Annotated in this window: 13 protein-coding genes; 4 read left to right on the top strand and 9 right to left on the bottom strand. The window is 38.0% G+C overall.

What is annotated here, in order from left to right:
• Positions 1 to 482: 482 nt before the first annotated feature.
• The 4 genes from ffh to SGJ10_03740 form a co-directional block, all read right to left on the bottom strand.
• The gene (ffh, locus tag SGJ10_03755; GenBank protein MDZ4757241.1) at positions 483 to 1,811 is read right to left on the bottom strand and encodes a signal recognition particle protein; all 1,329 of its coding nucleotides are present in this window, start codon (positions 1,809 to 1,811) and stop codon (positions 483 to 485) included.
• Positions 1,812 to 1,912: 101 nt separating this feature from the next.
• On the bottom strand, positions 1,913 to 2,476 hold the full coding sequence (gene efp / locus SGJ10_03750) for an elongation factor P (protein ID MDZ4757240.1): 564 nt from the start codon (positions 2,474 to 2,476) through the stop codon (positions 1,913 to 1,915).
• 121 nt (positions 2,477 to 2,597) lie between these two features.
• A complete protein-coding gene (locus SGJ10_03745) occupies positions 2,598 to 3,293 on the bottom strand; it encodes a thioredoxin family protein (GenBank protein ID MDZ4757239.1) in 696 nt (231 codons plus the stop codon).
• 294 nt (positions 3,294 to 3,587) lie between these two features.
• Entirely contained in the window at positions 3,588 to 4,472 is an 885-nt protein-coding gene (locus SGJ10_03740) for a prolyl oligopeptidase family serine peptidase (GenBank protein ID MDZ4757238.1), read from the bottom strand.
• 282 nt (positions 4,473 to 4,754) lie between these two features.
• Here SGJ10_03740 and SGJ10_03735 point away from each other — a divergent pair, with 282 nt between their 5' ends.
• Positions 4,755 to 6,476 carry an ABC transporter ATP-binding protein gene (locus SGJ10_03735; GenBank protein MDZ4757237.1) on the top strand — a complete coding sequence of 574 codons (1,722 nt, stop codon included), beginning with the start codon at positions 4,755 to 4,757 and terminating at the stop codon, positions 6,474 to 6,476.
• Between the two features lie 438 nt (positions 6,477 to 6,914).
• Positions 6,915 to 8,525, top strand: coding sequence for a M14 family metallopeptidase (locus SGJ10_03730; GenBank protein MDZ4757236.1), 1,611 nt, complete (start codon positions 6,915 to 6,917; stop codon positions 8,523 to 8,525).
• A gap of 171 nt (positions 8,526 to 8,696) precedes the next feature.
• Here the strand turns inward: SGJ10_03730 and SGJ10_03725 are convergent, their stop codons facing one another.
• The 3 genes from SGJ10_03725 to SGJ10_03715 form a co-directional block, all read right to left on the bottom strand.
• Positions 8,697 to 9,854, bottom strand: a complete 1,158-nt coding sequence (locus SGJ10_03725) for a hypothetical protein (GenBank protein ID MDZ4757235.1) — start codon at positions 9,852 to 9,854, stop codon at positions 8,697 to 8,699.
• A gap of 468 nt (positions 9,855 to 10,322) precedes the next feature.
• The gene (murA, locus tag SGJ10_03720; GenBank protein ID MDZ4757234.1) at positions 10,323 to 11,630 is read right to left on the bottom strand and encodes a UDP-N-acetylglucosamine 1-carboxyvinyltransferase; all 1,308 of its coding nucleotides are present in this window, start codon (positions 11,628 to 11,630) and stop codon (positions 10,323 to 10,325) included.
• Between the two features lie 157 nt (positions 11,631 to 11,787).
• The gene (locus SGJ10_03715; GenBank protein MDZ4757233.1) at positions 11,788 to 12,534 is read right to left on the bottom strand and encodes a CDP-alcohol phosphatidyltransferase family protein; all 747 of its coding nucleotides are present in this window, start codon (positions 12,532 to 12,534) and stop codon (positions 11,788 to 11,790) included.
• Positions 12,535 to 12,742: 208 nt separating this feature from the next.
• On the opposite strand from SGJ10_03715, the gene SGJ10_03710 reads away from it, so the two are divergent.
• Positions 12,743 to 14,017: a pyruvate dehydrogenase complex dihydrolipoamide acetyltransferase gene (locus tag SGJ10_03710; GenBank protein ID MDZ4757232.1), complete on the top strand. Its 1,275-nt coding sequence runs from the start codon at positions 12,743 to 12,745 to the stop codon at positions 14,015 to 14,017.
• 48 nt (positions 14,018 to 14,065) lie between these two features.
• Here the strand turns inward: SGJ10_03710 and SGJ10_03705 are convergent, their stop codons facing one another.
• On the bottom strand, positions 14,066 to 14,461 hold the full coding sequence (locus SGJ10_03705) for an SRPBCC domain-containing protein (GenBank protein MDZ4757231.1): 396 nt from the start codon (positions 14,459 to 14,461) through the stop codon (positions 14,066 to 14,068).
• Between the two features lie 209 nt (positions 14,462 to 14,670).
• On the opposite strand from SGJ10_03705, the gene SGJ10_03700 reads away from it, so the two are divergent.
• Positions 14,671 to 16,071, top strand: a complete 1,401-nt coding sequence (locus tag SGJ10_03700) for a phosphoglucomutase/phosphomannomutase family protein (protein ID MDZ4757230.1) — start codon at positions 14,671 to 14,673, stop codon at positions 16,069 to 16,071.
• A gap of 510 nt (positions 16,072 to 16,581) precedes the next feature.
• Here the strand turns inward: SGJ10_03700 and SGJ10_03695 are convergent.
• On the bottom strand, positions 16,582 to 17,409 hold an 828-nt coding region (locus tag SGJ10_03695; GenBank protein MDZ4757229.1), incomplete at its 5' end, for a site-specific DNA-methyltransferase.

The following is a 17,409-nucleotide window of genomic DNA, read 5'->3' as shown; positions in this document are numbered from 1 at the left end:
TATGCATTTTCCATAGTTAAGGAAAGTATTTATCAAATTATATTTTTTGGGAGCTGTTATTTTGCCACCCCGCCGCAGCGGGCTGCTGTAAATAAAAAAAGGGCAGCATTCTAAGTTTTAAAATTCGTGTTTCAAACCTTTATATTTATTAGAATCGAATTATGGAAGAGGTCGATTGAGTTTCGGTATTATTCCTAAAAACCTGCTTATCTCTAGCATATATATACTTTTTTTTAGTACGCAAAAATAAGGAATAGTTGTGAGGGGTAAAAAAAATGGTTACCCAATCGAGCCGTCCACGTCGGTATTAGTTACGGGATGCAATCAGCATGTAAAAGGTTCCTTGTTTTTTATTTGAAAAACAAAATTGATTTTCGCATTTTTTACGTTGTCACACTAGCATGCGTCAGCAATCCGCCACGGCGAGGTACATCATACATCATACATCATACTCGCCACGGCGAGGTATATAGTAAATGGTTTTATTTCCCAAAAGGCATTTTCATCGCCCTGCCAGCACCTTGCATTTTATTCATGGTCTTCATCATTTTACGCATTTCTTCAAACTGCTTCAATAGGTCGTTTACTTTTTGCACTTGGGTACCGCTGCCCTTAGCAATTCTACTGCGGCGTTGGCCATTTAATATATCGGGGTTCGACCGTTCTTTGGGTGTCATACTGCGTATAATGGCTTCTATTTCTTTAAAGGCATCATCGCTTATGTCAAGGTCTTTTATGGCTTTGCCCACACCTGGTATCATGGCCATTAAGTCCTTTAGGTTTCCCATCTTTTTTATTTGTTGTATCTGTGCAAGGAAGTCTTCAAAGTCGAACTTGTTGGCCGCAATCTTTTTGTTCATGCGGGCAGTTTCCTCCTCATCGTAAACAGATTGGGCTTTCTCTACCAAACTCACAATATCGCCCATGCCCAATATACGCTGTGCCATCCTATCGGGGTGAAACACATCAAGGGCTTCCATCTTTTCGCCCGTACCCACAAATTTGATGGGCTTGTTCACGATAGATTTAATACTCAATGCAGCACCACCTCGTGTATCACCATCGAGTTTGGTAAGAACTACACCATCAAAGTTTAGCTTATCGTTGAATGCCTTGGCGGTATTCACGGCATCTTGCCCCGTCATACTATCCACTACAAAAAGTATCTCACTGGGTTTGATGGCTTGCTTTACACGGAATATTTCATCCATCATCTGCTCATCAATAGCCAAGCGGCCTGCAGTATCTATTATAATAGTTTTAAAACCTTGTTCTTTGGCTTTTGCAACTGCTGCTAAAGCAATAGCTACAGGGTCCTTGCTATCATAATCAGTATATACGGGAACTTGAATTTGCTCGCCCAAAACCTTTAACTGGTCAATAGCCGCAGGTCGGTATACATCGCACGCAGCAAGCATTACAGTGCGATTGCGTTTGTTCTTGAGCATATTGGCAAGCTTTGCACTAAAGGTGGTTTTACCCGATCCTTGTAAGCCTGCTACCAATATCACACTTGGGTTTCCTTCTAAGTTAATATCAACCGTTTCGGCACCCAATAATTGGGTGAGTTGGTCGTTTACAATTTTGGTAAGTAATTGCCCAGGAGAGATACTAGTCAATACATTCTGACCAAGTGCTTCTTCCTTAACTTTATCGGTAAAGTCTTTGGCTATTTTATAATTGACGTCGGCATCGAGCAGTGCTTTGCGTATTTCCTTAATGGTTTCGGCTACATTGATTTCGGTGATGCGACCATGACCTTTTAATACTTTAAAGGCCCTATCGAGTTTGGTACTTAAACTTTCAAACATGTTATTATGATAAAATATATGGTTGGGGATAACACCAACAATGGGCATCCTATGCGAGCTGGCGAATGTTGTGGTTAAATGATTAAATTACTTATAATATTCTATTTTACGCGTTCCACATAAGTGCCATTCGTTGTATCAACCCTAATCATTTCCCCAGTATTTACAAACAAAGGAACCATTACACTGGCACCAGTTTCTAAAGTAGCAGGTTTCAAAGTATTGGTGGCAGTATTGCCCGGAACCGCAGGTTCAGTATAGGTTACTTCTAATTCCATTTTTGTAGGGGCAGAAGCAAAAACTGGGTTTTCACCACCTTCCATTGCTACATCTACCATTATACCTTCTTTTAAAAATGGGAAGGCCGATCCAAATAATATTTGAGGTATATATAATTGGTCGAAAGTTTCGCTATCCATACATACCAGGCTGTCACCATCTTTATATAAGTATTGTAGCTGTTTCATTTCTACACGCACAAATTCAATTTCTTCGCCCGCCCTAAAGCGGTTTTCAATTTGTTTGCCTGTGCGAATCACCCGCATATTTACTTGATAAAATGCCCTAAGGTTTCCAGGTGTGCGATGTTGATATTCGGTAACCTGGCAAAGCTCACCATTGTACTTAATAAAACACCCTCTTGATAAATCTGAAGTAGTTGCCATTTTGTATTTATAAATTTAGGTGGCAAAATTACGGGCTATATGGCCATGCCACAAACGAAAAAAGCCCCCTTTTGAGAGGACTTTTTTCTAATCACTAATTGTATGAAATTTGAATAAGAGCCTAGTTTTGAGCTACTGCTTTCTTTTGTTCGTTGCTATTAGAAACAGCAACTAGTTTTTTGTACTCGTCGATATAAGCCAAGTGCAAGTCTTTTAATTTTTTAATACGAAGGGTTCTTTCCATTGCCATCATTTCTGGCGAACCTGCGGGGTTTTTCTTGTAATCGTGTTTGGCATAGGAAGCTGCGATAGCTTTTGATGCTGCTTGGTAAGTTAAACCATTAGTTTCACGAAGCAGTTCTATTTGGCTTTTCAAGCTATTGGCCGAAAGGAATGAACGGAATTGGTTATATAAAGAAACTGAATCCATTTTCATTTCCACATTATATTCCAAATCGGTATCGAAGCTCAGCATAATGATGGAAGGCAATTTAAGCACACCATATTTTTTAGCTACCGATTTTCCTTTACCTGCAAGCACATTGGCTTCCATGCATATAAAGTTTTTATTAGCCCAATTAGCAAATTCAGGTTTGCTTGCTATTTGGCGGGTGAATGTTCTGCTTGAATAGCACTTGCTCGAGTGCACATAAACCAATAATGGTTTACGTTCTTGTTTAGCAGTGCTTTTAGCCTTAGCTAAATTGCAAGCCATCATAAAACCCAGTGGGTTTCTGGGAGCCGCTGCTGAACAAATAGAAGGAGCAATTAAAGTAAGTAGGAAGAGGGCGATTGAGAAGTGTAATGCTTTTTTCATGATCTTATTTGATTTGGTTTCTGGTACAAAGTTGCGGTATGGCCAAGTATTGAATATTACAATGATTGAAATTTTCTTACAACAATATTTGGGAAGATTTTTATAGCCATTCACAAAAAATATAATACAAAACGAGAGTTTTTTTTATGAATAGCACCCTTGAATGAATTTTTTCTTACATGGTGTAAGACAAAGTAAGTCAGTTTTTGAGTATGATTTTCATCATGCTAAGTGGATGATGGGTATCATAAATTTAATAAATGGGTTAAATAATTACCCAAAAGCGATAAAATGCTATTTTGAAATTTGTGAGCTAAAGAATGTAAGTATCGGTTGTGTTTCCAATTCCCAAAACTTATAATCGTGCTTGCCAACTAGGTAACTGGTTTCAATAACCTGCTGGGGATGCAGTACTTTTAGCTTTTGTTCAAGCATTTTGCTTTGAGAAATTGGGATGAGCGGGTCCTGATACCCATGTCCAATAAAAATCGGAATGTTTAAATTGTTGAGTCCCGTAACCACATTATCGGTTTGCCACCTTGCAGGGAATTGCTCATAACGGCCATAGGTGGCAATAAATACCAGGTCCATTGGTAAGGTTCTTTGGTCATAATCGCCCGATAAAAGAGCACAGGCTTTAAATAAGGTAGGGTTATCCTCCACCACCAAACCGCTGCCGTGTGCCCCCGTTGATAAACCCATGATGAAATTGTTTTGTTCAGGTTTCATGATACCAAAGCTGTCTTGTAAATATTTAATTAAAGTATCAGTTACCCAACGGCGGGTGAGGGTTTTTCGCATTTTGTCCCAGCTTTGCGGGTAGAACTGCGTGGCGTAAATGCTTTCGCCCATCTCGGGCATGATGAGGGCAAAACCTTGTTTCAATGCTTTGAGGCAAAGGGTGCTTTGGTTGCACCAATCGTATCTCGGAAAATTCCAGCCTGGCAATATCATAATATAGCCTTTTACGGTGTCGGGGAATTTGAGGTCCACTTTGGTTCCGTATAATTCAACAGTTTGGGTTTTGCACTCCTTATATATAGGTGTGGTAATTTGCTTTGTTTCGATTATTTCTTTTGTGGAATCAGTTTTTATGGCAATAGGTTCTGTCTTACTGTTTTTGCATGCCAAAAATATTATGATGGTGAATAGCGGAAAGTAGAGTTTCGATGTTTGCATACATTCTAAACATAGTAGTATTGTATATGTTTTTATCGGTAAGAAAATAGGCGTCAGCGTTAACAAGCGTCAGCATCATGCTGTCGCGATAGCTATCGGGATTCAGCAACTAATAACTATTCAGCAAAGAGACCCTGAAACATTCGTTGCAGCGAACAGGGTGACGTCGCAACAGTAACGTTATCAGTCGGCATACCAGGGGTCAGGGTCATACTGTTTTTCCTTTGTTAAAAATTATCCCCACAAAGGTGACCCTCCTATATTTACTTTTGCAAACCAAATATGAACAGACCCTTTAAGCATCTCAACAAATATTTTTGGCAATACCGTCGTCCTTTTATATTGGGAGTATTGTTTGTAGGTTTGGCAAATATTTTCGCCGTGTATCAGGCCGTATATGTTAGAGAGGCTTTCAACTCATTGGCCGATGGAAGTGCGGCTGCCAATATTTGGTTATTCGTTGGTATCATTTTCGGCACTGCTATTATACGCGGTGTATTTATGTATATGATGCGGCAATCGCTTATCGTGATGTCGAGGAATATTGAATACGATTTGAAAAATGAGATATATGCACAATACCAAAAGCTCGATTTTGCTTTTTACAAAACACATTATACTGGTGACTTGATGAACCGCATTAGTGAAGATGTAGGCCGAGTGAGAATGTATGTGGGTCCAGCAATTATGTATTTGGTAAATATGCTCACCATGTTTGTAGTTGTAATTAGTTCCATGTTCACTGTGAATCCTGAGTTAGCATTATATGTATTGGCCCCGCTACCCATACTTTCCATTTCAGTTTATTTCATCAACAATACTATTAATAAGAGGAGCGATAGGGTGCAAAGTAAATTAAGCGACCTCAGCACTTTTGTGCAAGAAACTTTTAGTGGTTTGCGTGTAGTAAAAGCATTTGCCAAGCAAGGAGCAGTTGGTGGCAGTTTCGAAAAGGAAGCACACGATTACAGAAACAAATCATTGCATTTGGCTATGGTCGATGCATTGTGGTTTCCCTTAATGTTATTATTGGTGGGGCTAAGTTCTATTTTTACTGTATATATAGGTGGACTTAAAGTAATGGACGGGGAGATAGGGCCAGGAACTATAGCAGAGTTTATTATATATATAACGATGCTCACTTTCCCAGTGGCTATGTTAGGTTGGTTAACGAGCACCACGCAAAGAGCAGCGGCATCACAAAAGCGTATCAATGAGTTTTTGCAGGCCGTACCTTTAATATCTAATCCAGATGAGCACACAGGTTTTAATTTGCAAAATGATATAGAATTCAGAAATGTTTCTTTTGCATATCCTGACAAAAACTACAATGCTTTAACTAATATTAGTTTCAAAATAAATGAAGGAAAAGCATTGGGGATATTGGGTCATACGGGTAGTGGCAAAACCACTATTGCACAATTATTATTGCGATTAATGGATCCCACTGCGGGACATATATATATAGACGGCAAAGCACTCGATTCTGTAAATCTGGATCAGTACCGACAATCGGTAGGTTATGTGCCACAGGATGTATTTTTGTTCTCCGATACTTTGCGAAACAATATAGCATTTGGAAAAACCGTTTTACCTGAAAGTATTATAATACAAGCCGCAAAAGATGCCGCATTATATGATACTATTGAAGCCATGCCAGAAGGTTTTGAAACTTTGATAGGTGAACGAGGTATTACACTAAGCGGCGGACAAAAACAAAGGTTGAGCATCGCCCGTGCTTTGGCTATGAATCCCAAAGTATTGGTATTCGACGATTGCTTAAGTGCGGTTGATACGCAAACGGAACAACAAATACTTGACGGGCTAAAAGCAGCAGGTAAAGGCAAAATGGTTTTGATAGTAACCCATCGACCTTCAGGTATTATGCACTGCGATGAAATATTGGTGCTTGATAAGGGAATTATAGTTGAACGCGGAACTCATAAAAGTTTGATTGAGCAGGGTGGGAGGTATGCAAAGATGGTGGAGGAGGTTGACAGGTAATAGTGAAAAGTTAAAAACTAAAAGTGAGATGTAATGAACAGTGAATGGTGGCATATATGTAGTTAGCACCCAGTTGCTATCCTAGATGCCTGTAGTTATGTGTTTTCACCAACCATTAGCATGCAAGCTTGTTTCTTGAATACAAATATGCATAGATGGTTAATTCACATACTATAATAAAGTTTAGAACCTCCAATCATTATTCCTAATTATCGAATATTTTTTTCATCGAAGTTGGACTAGCCAGGAGTTTTTTATATAATAGCTATTCTTATACCAATTCTTAATCTAAAATAGTTCTCCGCCTGTGGCGGATTAGTTTGTAGAATGGTAATGCCGAACTACATCCCGAAAGTATTCGGGCCCTTTCTTTTGGACTATTATATATTGAGTGTCGGTATAAAACACAATTTAACAATTTTGTCTATATTTGCCCAAATGAAATCCATCTTTTTTACTATTATAACTCTTATAGGAATATTTACCGTTCATGCTCAAAACCTATGGCCCCAAAGCATATTGCTTACACCTGAGAAAACAGATTTTCTCAAAACATCGACCCATGCAGAGGTGATGGTCTTTATGAATGAGATAAAATTATTGAGTAATAATATATATACTTTTAGCATGGGCAAAAGCTTGGAAGGAAAAGATATTCCTGTTGCAGTGCTTGCCAAGCCAATGGTTAACACACCAGAAGAAGCAAAGGCTACAGGCAAAACTATCGTATATGTACAAGGTAATATTCATGCAGGTGAAGTGGAAGGAAAAGAATCAGTAATGATGCTGATGCGGGATATATTATTGGGCAATAAAAAGCATTTGCTCGATAGTTTGATTATCATATTCGTTCCAATATATAATACCGATGCAAACGATAAAATGGCCAAAGGACTTCGCTCTTCTCAGGAGGATAGTCCGCTCGAAACAGGAGAGCGTGAAAGCAGCGAAGGCTATGATTTAAACCGTGATGGCGTGAAAATGGAAGCCAAAGAAACCCGTGCCTTATTTACACAAGTTATAGTGCCTTGGGACCCTCAAATATTTGTAGACCTGCATACCACCAATGGCACTTGGCACGCCTACTCGCTCACATGGGCACCTAGTTTTCACTCTGCTGGCGAGTATGGCCCATTCGATTATACTTATCATAAAATGTTGCCAACAATTACCGATTCATGCAAGCAAAAATATAATTTATTAATGGGTCCCTATGGCGATTATTATTTGGATGAAGGTTGGCCGCCCAAAAACTTTTATAGTTATAATCACCATCCACGGTATTTGGTTAATCAGTTTGGGTTTAGGAATAGGATGGCGATATTGAGTGAAGCATTTGCACATGAGCGTTTCTATCAACGTATATATAGTACTTATAGTTTTGTATCAGAAATTTTGGAGTATGCAAATTTGCATTCAGCAGAAATTATCGCCACTAATAAACAAGCTGAATTGGCAACTATTCAAAACGTGATACAACATGCGGGAGTAGCAAGGAAAGGTGTTAAGTTTAAAATGGTCCCGCTTCATAAACTCAACAATTTTATCACCTACGATTATATACCTTTTAAGGATTCAACGGATGCAACAAAGTATTATAAAATAGGTAAAATAGTTGAATATAACAATATAGATTACCATGCAAAATTTGTGGCTACCAAAGAAAGTATTTTGCCTCGTGGATATATAATACCTGCTGAGTTCACAGATATTATAGAAAACCTAAAAATGCATGGCGTGAAAGTAGAAAAACTTACCCAAAACAAAAGCTATACAGGTGAAATGTATTATATAGATAGTTTGATACGTGACAAAGAGATTTTTCAAAAACATTATGCTGCTACTTTGTATGGAAAATTTAATACCACTACACAGAAATATAAGAAAGGGGATTATATAATTGATATGGCTCAACCTTTATCGAATCTAGTCTTCTATATGTTGGAACCCGAATCGGATGATGGCTTGGTGCATTGGAATTTCTTCGATTTGTATATAGCGAAGATGCAATTGGGGAAGAAAGTGTATCCAGTATTTAAGTATTATTAAGGAGGGATTCAGGATTTTGGATTCGGTTCGCCTCGGTGAATGGGAGCTGACGCCTGTTTGTCGGTCTGTCCACAGTCTCGGATGCCCGTCGTTGTGTGTTTTCACCAACCACCAACGAGTTTGCTGTTAGGTGTTTCCACCAGGCAGACCCACGACTAGAGTTGAACTAAATCAATAATAGTGATAAGTATAATTACTTTCAGTTGTTTTCTTATAAGTAAAACTAGTATTGATATGCTTCACGATTTTGCCAGTTTTATCATAGAAATAATTATAGCGATAATGATTATTTTCTTTTCCTTTTTTATTATAGGAAATATAATCGTAAGCTACTTTTTTATTCCCTACAAAAGAATAAATATATTTGTAACTAGGCTTTCCGTTGCGGTCTCTGTATTTTGTATATGCGTAACATAAAGTGTCACCTGTATAATAAGTTTCACCAAGGTTATAATAATGTCCTGTTTTTTGATTGATGGTGAAATGTTTTTTCACGATACCACTTTTGTCGCTAATTTTCTCATGTTTATACTGAACGCCTTTTACACTTGTATATGTGATATATTGGTGCAGATTACTGTCTTTGTCATAAGAAGAACTTCGGCATATATTGATGGTGTCCATGGTTTTATGATTGTTATTGCTGGGAGTAGTGCCACAATCCATATACATCCAACTATGCGAAAGTTTTCCTTTTGGGTTGTATTGCTTTACTGATTTAATATTATGGTTGATATAATACTCATAATAAGTATTTCCTAAAAACTTTTCTCTAGGTCCTTCATAATTTTCTATATAATATACATCTTTGTTTGCATTGATGTGATGAATTCTTTTGCTATTAGTAGCCATTTTACCATCTCTGTAAATTTCAAGATTGGTAGTGTCTGATAATTTTTCCCATCGAAATACTTGGTGTAATTTGCCATTTTTCATAGAATATGAGGTGCCTTCGCTTCTCCCTGTGTCATGTTTGTAAATATTTGTAAACATAAAACTATAATTGTGTCGGTATCTTTTATTATACAAATATAATTCCGACAAGAAAGTATTTCTTCCCGCATTATCATAAATATATTCTGTGTGGTGTGTAAATCCCTCTTTATTGTCAATTCTTTCCGTCTTTATACTCCTAAGCCGCTGGGCTTTGATCGTGCTGTCAGTAATGGTAAAATCAGTAAACCAATAATTTTGAAATACAATATTTTTGTTATTACTAATTTCCTGTATGTAGAATACTTCAGCGTAATCATTATTATAAAACTGTGCAGAAACAAATTTACTGCAATAAAAAAGCAGCATGAGGATTGTAGTTCTTTTTACGATCATATATGCAAATAAAGGTGATTTACTATATAACGTAAAAGGAAAAATTTTATTGTGTTTGGGATTTAGGATTTGGGGGGGCTGACGCCGGTTTGTATTGCAGATGCTAGTGGTAGCGGGTTCTCATTAACCACTAATTTCAGCTTCGCAAAATTAAAAAGAATATCGAACAAGGATTTACGAACGATTCCGCCGCCGGCGGATTATACCGAAACTCAATATATAATAGTCCAAAAGAAAGGGACTATATGTATTGTAGTTCGGCATTACCATTCTAAAAACTAAATTCGCCACAGGCGGAGAACTATTTTAGTTTAAGAATTAGTATTAGAAGTATCAGAACTTCATAAAGCGAAAATCTTCATTCCTTGTTCTTAAATCAAATGCTATCATTAATCATTATATATTTTATATGACGAAGCTCAATTAACCATTTACCCCGCCACGGCGGGAATCATTCATCATTAACTATTATATTCTCACAATCTTCGCTCCCAAAGCATTCAAACGCACATCAATTTCTTCGTAACCTCTATCAATTTGTTCTATATTGTGAATGGTGCTAGTGCCTTGTGCACTAAGGGCTGCGATAATCAAACTCATTCCTGCTCTAATGTCGGGAGAGGTCATAGAAATACCACGTAACTGCGATTTGCGTTCAAGTCCAATTACTACTGCCCGGTGTGGGTCGCACAGTATAATTTTTGCTCCCATATCAATCAAATTATCTACAAAAAATAAGCGGCTCTCAAACATTTTTTGGTGAATGAGCATACTGCCAATTGCTTGCGTTGCGGTAACTAATATAATACTTAATAAGTCAGGCGTAAAACCTGGCCAAGGAGCATCATATACGGTAAGAATAGAACCATCGATAAATGTATCTATAGTATAAGAATCTTGTTGGGGTATATATAAATCGCCATTACTTTTTAGTTCCAATTGTATACCCATGCGTCGGAATATATCAGGTATTTGTCCGAGCTCTGAAACCATCGGGTTTTGTATGGTAAGTTCACTCTGCGTCATAGCGGCTAGACCAATAAACGAACCCACTTCTATCATATCAGGAAGCATGGTATGCTCGGTACCACCAAGTTCTGCAACCCCTTCTATTTCTAGTTTGTTGGTGCCTATGCCTGCAATTTTTGCACCCATACTGTTCAGCATTTTGCACAACTGTTGTAGATAAGGTTCGCAAGCAGCATTATATATAGTTGTAATACCTTTTGCAAGCACAGCGGCCATCACAATATTGGCAGTTCCTGTTACCGAAGGTTCATCCAATAACATATAAGTTCCTGTTAAATGTGATGCATCGACACGGTAAAATTTTTCTTGCTCTTCATATATAAATTTTGCACCCAATTTTTGGAAACCTATAAAGTGTGTATCCAATCTTCTACGGCCAATTTTATCGCCGCCAGGAGTAGGTATATAACCTTTGCCAAACCGTCCCAGTAGCGGCCCCACTACCATTACAGAGCCACGCAATCCTGCACCTTTGGTTTTATATTCTGCTGAAATAAGGTATTCCAAATTTATCTCTTTGGCAGTAAAAGTATAAGAACCTTTTTTAAGTTTTTGCACGATGACGCCAAAATCTTGTAATAGTTCGATCAACTTTAATACGTCCCGTATTTCAGGAATATTATGTATCGTAATTGTTTCGGCAGTGAGTAATACTGCCGATATAATTTGTAGTGCTTCATTTTTTGCACCTTGTGGAATAACAGTACCCGTAAGTCTGTTGCCTCCTTCTATTTTAAAACTGCCCACTTTTTATTTAATTATTTAATGATTTGTGATTGAATTATTTTAGTAATTAGTAACCAGTAAACAGTCGTCAGTGCTCCACCTCGGCGGACGGCGTCATCTAACTGTTTAGTAGTTACTACCCGCCGCGGCGGGCTGTCTACTGACTACTGTTTACTGACTACTGACTACTAACTACTGTTTTTCTCTTCGGCCAAAATATCGAAATTAATATATATATAAGAACTGTAGGAAGCATTCCTCCAAAACCGAAAAAGGCGACGCTTAATCCACCACAAACTATTATAATATACTTATCTAAATTATCTTGTATGCTAAAGTTTTTAAATTTGAGTGCCATTAATTTAATTCCACTTACAGGCAACCAAGTACATAATGCCATGATGAAAATTAATACATAAGGATTTTCTAATTGTTGTGGCAACCAAGGGAAATCATAATCATGTGCAATCCAAGGCAAACTAGCAACTATCATAGCATTGGCGGGGGTGGGCAATCCTACAAAACCATATTCTTGGCCTTCATCAATATTGAAAACTGCCAACCGCCAAGCAGAAGCAATTGCAACTGAATACGCTAAGTACTGAACTATTTGTGGGTCTCCCCAAAGAAAATCGTTATACTTTGCATGTGCCTGACTATCGGAGGCCATCATATATAATATCATGGCAGGGGCAACGCCGAAAGTAACCATATCGGCAAGGGTGTCTAATTGTTTGCCGAGCGGCCCACTTACCTTTAGCATTCTTGCCGCAAAGCCATCGAAAAAATCGAATATCATGGCAATTACCATAAATATAGTAGCATCGGCAAGGTTATCTTGTAAGGCGAAACGTATGGCCACACAACCCATCAATAGGTTGGAAAGTGTGAGTGCGTGGGGTAGCCACTTAAAGTATTTTTGCATGAAAATCAATTTTCTAACTTGACCCTGCGAAGTACGCAAGCAGAAACAAAACTACAAAGAAAGGAAATGAAAAGTTTTCAGCCTATTTTTGCCCATCCTTCGATAAACTCAGGGTGATAGTAGATTTGTCAGTCTGAGTTTGCTTGTCAGTCTGAGTTTATCGAAGAAAAAAATAAAAAATAGCAATTATAAAATATAAAATAGTCCTATGGCTGAAGTAATAAAAATGCCCAAGATGAGCGACACCATGACCGAAGGTGTAATAGTAGAATGGCATAAAAAGGTAGGTGATGTGGTAAAACCCGGTGATATTTTAGCCGAGGTTGAAACCGATAAAGCTACTATGGAACTTGAAAATTTTGTGAAAGGAACGCTCCTTCACATCGGTATTGAAAAAGGCCAAGCTGTTCCAGTAGATGCAGTGATAGCAATAGTGGGAAAGGAGGGCGAAGATATACAAGCCTTGTTGAAAGGAGATAGCTCAAGTAAACCTGCAACAGAAAAAACCACTGAAGAAAACCCTGATAGCACTCGAGACGAGAAAGAAAAGGGTGAAGAAAAAGCTGAACCCGAAACTAAGAAAGAAGAGAAAGAAGCCCCTGCAGCAGAACCTGCAAAAGATACAGAAACCAAATCTTCTTCCGATTCAAGATTGAAGGTATCACCTTTGGCAAGAAAAATCGCTGAAGAAAAAGGTATAGCATTGAATGCCATACATGGCAGTGGCGAGTATGGAAGAATTGTAAAACGTGACCTCGAAAATGTTCCTGTGGCGGGGGCTGCATTTGTTCCAGTAACAGCCGAAAGTTACGAAGATATTCCGCTGAGCCAAATGCGTAAAACTATTGCTCGCCGTTTGGGTGAGAGTATGTTCACCGCTCCACATTTTTACCTCACCATGGAAATTGATATGGATGCCGCAGTCGATTCACGCAAGCGTTTGAACGAAATGGGTGGCCCCAAAATTTCTATTAATGATATGATAGTGAAGGCTGCCGCAGTTGCTCTTCGTACTAACCCCAAAGTAAATAGCAGTTGGTTGGGCGATAAGATTCGTATCAATCATCATATACATATTGGCGTGGCCATGGCCGTGGATGAAGGTTTGGTAGTACCTGTAGTGAAATTTGCTGACCAAAAATCATTCGCTCAAATTAATAGCGAAGTAAAAATATTTTCAGCAAAAGCAAAGAGCAAAAAACTACAACCCGAGGAATTTAGTAGCAATACTTTTACCATTAGTAATTTGGGAATGTATGGTATAGAAGAATTTACGGCCATCATCAATCCGCCCGATTCGTGCATTCTTGCTGTGGGTGGCGTAAAAGAACAACCCGTAGTAAAAGGTGGCCAAATTAGAATAGGAAATGTGATGAAAGTAACGTTAAGCTGCGACCATCGATCAGTTGATGGTGCGACGGGTTCTGCATTTTTACAAACCTTAAAGAATTATTTGGAAGCACCGATGCTGATGTTGGTATAGGGATTATTACCTTTTGGAAAGTTTTAAACTTTCCAAAAGGTAATAACACTACTCATTGATAAAATACGCCTGCAATGGCTCCCAATAATGTTCCTTCCAGCCATTATATATATCGTCAGCATATTCATCAGGCACATTATTATGGGTAAATTTAATTAAAGTGCCATGAGGGTCAATTTCTAGTTCGTACTTAACTTCACTATAATGGTCTTCGGGCCAGCCTTCTTCGGCTGCTTGCCAAGTTTGGTGGATGCATTTGCCCGGTACCAGATTTAAATTTTTGCCATTAATATAACCATCATAGATAGAGAAATCCTCATCCATCGAATCGGTGTTTTCGGCATGACCGCCAGTAAAATCTGAATGTTCTACTGGGTTTACTAAGGCATTGTAAACTCTTTCGGGAGTAGCATTGATAATAATTTCTTGAGTGAAAGACTTCATATTTGATGATTTAAAGAGGTTTTCCGCCGCGGCGGATAATTATTTATTGAGTGCAATTATAAGGAAGAAAAATGGTTTGCAGTAAAGAGTTTGCAGTAGACCGTTTTTATTCTTCAAAGCACTATAAACTGCCACCTGAGAACTGTAAACTGTTTACTGCAAACTCTTCCTTATTTTTGCACAAATTTTCAAATAAATAGGATACAATTATGTTGCAAATAAAATTTGGTACCGACGGATGGAGAGCTATTATAGCCGATGATTTTACTTTAGAAAATGTAAAACGAGTTGCCCTGGGCACTGCTCTCAGGCTCAAGCAGGACAAGGAAATTCCCGTTGTTGTAATTGGCCACGACTGTCGTTTTGGTGGTGAGATGTTTGCTCAAAATGTTGCAAGTGTTATGGCTGCTAATGGCATCAAAGTTCATTTGCACAAAGGCATTGCATCTACGCCTATGGTTTCATTGGGAATAGTAAAACTGAATGCCGACCAAGGAATTGTGATAACAGCAAGTCATAATCCGCCTGCCTATAATGGTTACAAATTGAAAGGTAGTTATGGTGGTCCTTCGAGTCCCGATTTTGTGAATGAGGTGGAAGCTTTAATTCCCGATAGCCCAGTAAATGATATACAAGAGTTTGAATATTATATACAAAAGAATATGATAACATTTGTCGATTTGGAAGATATGTATATTAAACATGTGGAAGCCAATTTCGATATCAAAGCTATCAAAGACAGTGGGCTTAATTTCGCTTACGACGCCATGTATGGTTCTGGTCAAAATGTGATGCGTCGTTTGTTTCCAGAAGCAACTTTATTGCATTGTGATTATAATCCGGGCTTCGATGGACAAGCACCTGAACCTATACATAAAAACCTTCAAGAATTCTCCGAAGTAATTCGCATCGCTGAAGATATCGCTTGCGGATTGGCGACAGACGGCGATGCAGACCGCATTGGATTATATGATTCCAAAGGTCGCTTTGTCGATTCACATCATATTATATTATTATTAATAGAATACTTAACCAAAACAAAGGGATTCACGGGCGAGGTAATTAAAAGTTTTAGTGTATGTAGTAAAGTAGATAAACTTTGCGAATTGTATAATATAAAATCTACTACTACAAAAATTGGATTTAAATATATATGCGAACTCATGCTAAGCGGTGACGCACTGGTAGGAGCAGAGGAAAGCGGAGGAATAGCTATTAAAGGACATATACCCGAACGTGATGGTATATGGATTGGTTTAACTATATGGGAAATGATGGCGAAGAGTGGTAAAAGTTTGGAAGAATTAATTGAAGAAATATATAATATAGTTGGAAGTTTTGCCGTAGAGCGTTATGATGAACATGTAGAAAATGAGATGAAAAATCAGATCATCGAAAACTGTAAAAACAGATTATATAAAAACTTTGGTTCTTATACAGTAACGAGTGTAGAAGATACAGATGGATTTAAATTTCATTTAAGTGATGGGTCTTGGGTGATGATGCGTGCAAGCGGCACTGAGCCTGTATTGCGTATATATTGCCAAGCCGAAAATAGTGAAGCAAGTTTCAAAGTTTTGGACGCTGCGAAAGCGGAAATAGGGATATAATAGGATTCGGTCCGCCGCCGGCGAATGGGGGCTGACGCAGCGGAACGATTTACGAATTAGCTGACGCCCGATTGTTATATACAAGTGCAACCCTGATCGGAGCCCGATAGCTATCGGGAGAAGAGTGGTGGTATAAATTACAAATTACGATTCAATTACGTTTAGTTAAGCTCATAATCGTTTATAATTCATACTGTAAGGGCGTTTTGTTTTTTTCTTCCTTAGGAACGAACTCCCTGGCCGGATAATTTCAGTTGTTTTTATACCATTCTAAAAACTAAATCCGCCACAGGCGGAGAACTATTATAGGGTCTGCTCAAAAACTCAGCCACCAGGAACAATTGTCTATTTTGAATACAGGTTGTCATAGTGTTGTCAAAGTTAATTTCGTGCTAGTCAGTTCATTGTTTGCACTGTCGCCATAGGGTTTCCGGTAACGGTTGGCAGCTACCCGAAGGGCGGGACTTTTACCACAAAACTTGATTTGAAAAACTGAACTTCCATTAACCACTAAACTGTCTTTGGAACACGAAACCCCGCCTTTTGGGTAGGTGCTGTTATGCCTTCGTTGTTCTTCTTTATCAAATCTTTTGTCTGTAATTCAAGTGATTTTATTATTGTTACGTCCGATTCAAAACCAAAGAGTCTGCTTATTCCTGTTTCTCTAGTTTGGATTAAGATTTTCATTTTGTAGTCCTTACCATAAGATGCTTTTTCTAATTTCTCAATTGCATCTTCAATCGTTTCATATTCTCCTTGAATTTTTACTGGAACTGGCATACCTTCAAAATGGTCTTTTAATAATCCGTCTATTCCACTATTTCTCTGAACTGGAAAAGCATTGATATTTTGTAAAATAGTAAGCTCTTTTTCAGTTTTTTCTTGATACTCGTTTGTTCCTTTGTTTAATAAGTTTGATTCAGAAATCACCATTTCTTGTAATCGTGAATTAGCAAGTTCGACAGCATCTTGTGAAATATCAATACCGATAAATTGTCTTTTTAAAGATTTTGCTGAAACGCAAGTTGTTCCACTACCACAAAACGGGTCAACAACTAAATCTCCTTCGTCTGTTACGATGTTTAAAATTTGATTAAGCAATAAAACTGGCTTTTGAGTTGGGTAGCCTGTTCTTTCTTTTGCTTTTGGGTTTAAATATGGGATTTCCCAAACGTCAGAAAGCGGAACACCTTTTTTCTCTTTTCCTAAAATTACATTTCCGTTTTCATCTTTTTTATATACAGATTTACCATTTTCATCACGCTCTCTATCTTGTAAAATCTGGTCAAGGTTTGTTGTTGCCGAATAGTCAGTATAAAGCGTATTGAATTTAAAATC

It is taken from the genome of Bacteroidota bacterium (assembly GCA_034439655.1).
Taxonomy (GTDB): Bacteria; Bacteroidota; Bacteroidia; order UKL13-3; family UKL13-3; genus CANJUD01.
This window is presented reverse-complemented; position numbering and strand designations above follow the sequence as displayed.

Bases quoted from the DNA above. Each gene is read 5' to 3' on its own strand.
- ffh (MDZ4757241.1), bottom strand. From the start codon at position 1,811: ATGTTTGAAAGTTTAAGTACCAAACTCGATAGGGCCTTTAAAGTATTA.
- SGJ10_03715 (MDZ4757233.1), bottom strand. From the start codon at position 12,534: ATGCAAAAATACTTTAAGTGGCTACCCCACGCACTCACACTTTCCAAC.
- SGJ10_03705 (MDZ4757231.1), bottom strand. From the start codon at position 14,461: ATGAAGTCTTTCACTCAAGAAATTATTATCAATGCTACTCCCGAAAGA.
- SGJ10_03745 (MDZ4757239.1), bottom strand. From the start codon at position 3,293: ATGAAAAAAGCATTACACTTCTCAATCGCCCTCTTCCTACTTACTTTA.
- SGJ10_03700 (MDZ4757230.1), top strand. From the start codon at position 14,671: ATGTTGCAAATAAAATTTGGTACCGACGGATGGAGAGCTATTATAGCC.
- SGJ10_03735 (MDZ4757237.1), top strand. From the start codon at position 4,755: ATGAACAGACCCTTTAAGCATCTCAACAAATATTTTTGGCAATACCGT.
- efp (MDZ4757240.1), bottom strand. From the start codon at position 2,476: ATGGCAACTACTTCAGATTTATCAAGAGGGTGTTTTATTAAGTACAAT.
- SGJ10_03725 (MDZ4757235.1), bottom strand. From the start codon at position 9,854: ATGATCGTAAAAAGAACTACAATCCTCATGCTGCTTTTTTATTGCAGT.
- SGJ10_03740 (MDZ4757238.1), bottom strand. From the start codon at position 4,472: ATGCAAACATCGAAACTCTACTTTCCGCTATTCACCATCATAATATTT.
- SGJ10_03730 (MDZ4757236.1), top strand. From the start codon at position 6,915: ATGAAATCCATCTTTTTTACTATTATAACTCTTATAGGAATATTTACC.
- SGJ10_03710 (MDZ4757232.1), top strand. From the start codon at position 12,743: ATGGCTGAAGTAATAAAAATGCCCAAGATGAGCGACACCATGACCGAA.